This is a genomic window from Streptomyces sp. NPDC045026 (assembly GCF_056432625.1).
Window position 1 is genome coordinate 1 of sequence record NZ_JBWKIS010000066.1, and the last position, 2,028, is coordinate 2,028.

A 2,028-nucleotide genomic window follows, 5' to 3' on the forward strand; every position below is an offset into this window, starting at 1 on the left:
CGGTCCGGTTCCGCGTAAACGGCAACGCTCGCGATACCGGCATCCCGGCACGCCCTGGCCACGCGGACAGCGATTTCGCCACGGTTGGCGATGAGCACCTTGCGCACGATGGCTCCCTCCTTGAAACAAGCCGAGTTTAGGGACTGCCGACACGGGCTTACGACCCGTCCCCATGAGTGAGCTTGCCCACACGGAGTGCTATTCGAGGCGCGCTCAAGTGGTGAAACCCCCTGTTGCGCCCGGTTACGCAGCCTTCCCTCTTCGAACCCTAGCCCGCCAACGTGGACTAGGTCTCTGTGAGACGGCGCTGCGACGCTCCGGGTTTCTTTGTGGAGTCCCTACGAATGGCCCAATGATTCTTTACTCCGGGCAGACCCCTTGTCCCGAGGTTTACCCGTTAGTAGCGTGCGCGTTGTTGAAGACAGCCTTTGGCCCGCAGGGCCCCGTTGAGGGGTGGTGGTCGGGCGACGGGCGGGCGTACTAGGGGTAACAGTCGAAAGTGGGTGGGGTTCCGGTGGCACGCAGACCGGTGGCGTGGGTGGCCGCGATCGTGCTCTTCGCGGAGGCGATCGGCATCGCCCTCCTCAACTGGTTCCTGGGGCTGGTCGTCGACCGCCAGGACATGTCCCTGGCCGGGCTCGACCCCCGCGCCATGTCCGTCTCCGCCTGGATCGCGGGCGGGCTCTTCGGGCTCTACCTCGTGCTGTGCGGGATCGTCCTCGTACGCGCCGCCGTGCGCGACCGCGCGCCGGCCGCCTTCGGCCGCATCCTGCTGATCAGCGCGGCCGTCGTGCACGGGCTGCTCGGGGCGTTCAGCATCGGCCTGGTCGGCTGGCTCGCGTTCGTCTTCATGATGGTCGTGCTCGGGCTCATCGTGCTCACGCTGGTCACTTTTGACCGGAAGGAACAGGGGGACGGTGCGGGAGCGGGCGAGGCTTCGGCCGGGCCCGCCGATGGGGGCGGGGCGCCTCAGCCCGTCTGATCGGCGTCCGTCCGATCGGCCCGGGTGAGGCGAGCCGCGTTCAGTCCGCCCACAAGTCCGTGATGTTCACGCCCAGTTGGGCCAGCAGGCGGCGCAGCAGCGGCATCGACAGGCCGATCACGTTCCCGTGGTCGCCGTCGATGCCGTCGATGAACGGTGCCGAGCGGCCGTCCAGCGTGAACGCGCCCGCCACGTGGAGCGGCTCGCCCGACGCCACGTACGCGGCGATCTCCGCGTCGCTCGGCTCGCCGAAGCGGACCACCGTCGAGGCCGTCGCCGACACGTAGCGGCCCGTCGCCGTGTCGTACACGCAGTGGCCCGTCTGCAGGGTGCCCGCGCGGCCCCGCATCGACTTCCAGCGCGCCGTGGCCTCCTCGGCGTCGGCCGGCTTGCCGAGCGCCTCGCCGTCGATGTCCAGGACCGAGTCGCAGCCGATCACCAGCGCGCCGTGCACCTCCGGCTTCGCCGCGACCACGGACGCCTTCGCCTCCGCCAGCGCCAGGGCCAGTTCGGCCGGGGTGGGGGCGGACACGGCGTCCTCGTCGACCCCGCTGACCAGCACCTCGGGGGCGAGGCCCGCCTGGCGCAACAGGGCCAGCCTGGCCGGGGACTGGGAGGCGAGGACCAGGCGGCGGGAAGCGCTCGCGGGGGTGCTCGCGTGGGGATCAGTCATGCGGCCAGGGTTCCACATGTGGACGGGTGGGAGTGCTCGGTCCGGGCTACTACACGATTCCCAGAACCAGCATCGCAATCACCATCGCCACCGCGAGCACGAAGCCCGCTCGGCGGAGCATCGCCTGGGTTTCGCGCAGCTCCTCGGGGGGCTCGTTCTCGGGGTCTGACCACAGCATGGATCCGATACTGCTGTCCCGGCGAGCGGTGCGCCTGAGTACGCGTACTCAAGCGCACCCCCACCTACGGACTAGGGTCCTTCGTTTGGATCAGGCCGGATCAGGGAGCGGGGTCTGGTGCCGTGCATCGCAAGGCGGAGGAGGGAGTCGACGCGGAGCGTCGGCGAGTGACGACAACGCCGCGAGGTGCGGTGC

4 protein-coding genes are annotated in these 2,028 nt (G+C 69.6%); 1 reads left to right on the plus strand and 3 read right to left on the minus strand.

The features are described from left to right. A partial coding sequence (locus tag AC07EJ_RS46015; RefSeq protein WP_324603837.1) for a biotin carboxylase N-terminal domain-containing protein occupies positions 1 to 107 on the minus strand: 107 nt, incomplete at its 3' end. A 407-nt stretch (positions 108 to 514) separates the two neighbouring features. On the opposite strand from AC07EJ_RS46015, the gene AC07EJ_RS46020 reads away from it, so the two are divergent. Beyond that, positions 515 to 982, plus strand: a complete 468-nt coding sequence (locus AC07EJ_RS46020) for a hypothetical protein (RefSeq protein ID WP_389491281.1) — start codon at positions 515 to 517, stop codon at positions 980 to 982. 40 nt (positions 983 to 1,022) lie between these two features. Here the strand turns inward: AC07EJ_RS46020 and AC07EJ_RS46025 are convergent, their stop codons facing one another. Both AC07EJ_RS46025 and mmpB read right to left on the minus strand, forming a co-directional pair. Then, complete coding sequence (locus AC07EJ_RS46025) at positions 1,023 to 1,655, minus strand: Maf family protein (protein WP_478886537.1); 633 nt, start codon at positions 1,653 to 1,655, stop codon at positions 1,023 to 1,025. Between the two features lie 49 nt (positions 1,656 to 1,704). Then, the gene (gene mmpB, locus AC07EJ_RS46030) at positions 1,705 to 1,833 is read right to left on the minus strand and encodes a morphogenic membrane protein MmpB (RefSeq protein WP_264484688.1); all 129 of its coding nucleotides are present in this window, start codon (positions 1,831 to 1,833) and stop codon (positions 1,705 to 1,707) included. Between the last annotated feature and the right edge of the window lie 195 nt (positions 1,834 to 2,028).

What these genes read in the sequence shown, in the direction of transcription:
- mmpB (WP_264484688.1), bottom strand. Translation starts at nt 1,833, where the DNA reads ATGCTGTGGTCAGACCCCGAGAACGAGCCCCCCGAGGAGCTGCGCGAA.
- AC07EJ_RS46025 (WP_478886537.1), bottom strand. Translation starts at nt 1,655, where the DNA reads ATGACTGATCCCCACGCGAGCACCCCCGCGAGCGCTTCCCGCCGCCTG.